This window comes from Bradyrhizobium algeriense, from assembly GCF_003062295.1.
In the GTDB taxonomy this organism is placed as follows: Bacteria; Pseudomonadota; Alphaproteobacteria; order Rhizobiales; family Xanthobacteraceae; genus Bradyrhizobium; species Bradyrhizobium algeriense.
In genome coordinates this window covers 1-485 of sequence record NZ_PYCN01000240.1, presented here as the reverse complement: position 1 = coordinate 485, position 485 = coordinate 1, and the positions used below count along the sequence as shown (strand labels likewise).

Below are 485 nucleotides of genomic sequence, written 5' to 3'. Positions count from 1 at the left end.
TATGTCTTGTGACATCCGTCGCGCTTGTCCCATTCCTCGTTCTCACCGTCCACGCAACCGAAACTCCTCCCGACACGCCGGGACCGGCACAATCCACCACGCTGGAAAACTTCGTGCCCGCCGCGCCGGTGCCGGGAGACCTGGATCACTTGGCCGGGATCTTCAAGGCCTATCGGGACAACGATCTGACCGAGGCTCAGATCCTCAGGACCAAGCTCACCCAGCCCGCTGCCCACGCCACCGTCGAATGGTTTGCGATCCGCAGCGGCCTCACCATGGGCCTCGATCGCATCCTCGCCTTTCAGAAGGATTACCCGGACTGGCCGGTCACGAGCCAGCTTCGGAGACGGAGTGAGGATGCGCTGCTGGCCGAGCGCAGGCCTCCTTCCCAGATTCGTGCCTTTTTCGCAAAGCAACCTCCTGGAACCCCCGCCGGGCGGATCGCCCTCGCCTTCGCTCTTCAGGCGGAAGGCCTCGGGCAGGAT

General features: G+C 63.9%; 1 pseudogene. It reads left to right on the top strand.

Annotated elements, in window-relative coordinates:
- Nucleotides 1–113 precede the first annotated feature (113 nt).
- A pseudogene (locus C7G61_RS43315) lies at nt 114–485 on the top strand (lytic transglycosylase domain-containing protein); the annotation flags it as partial.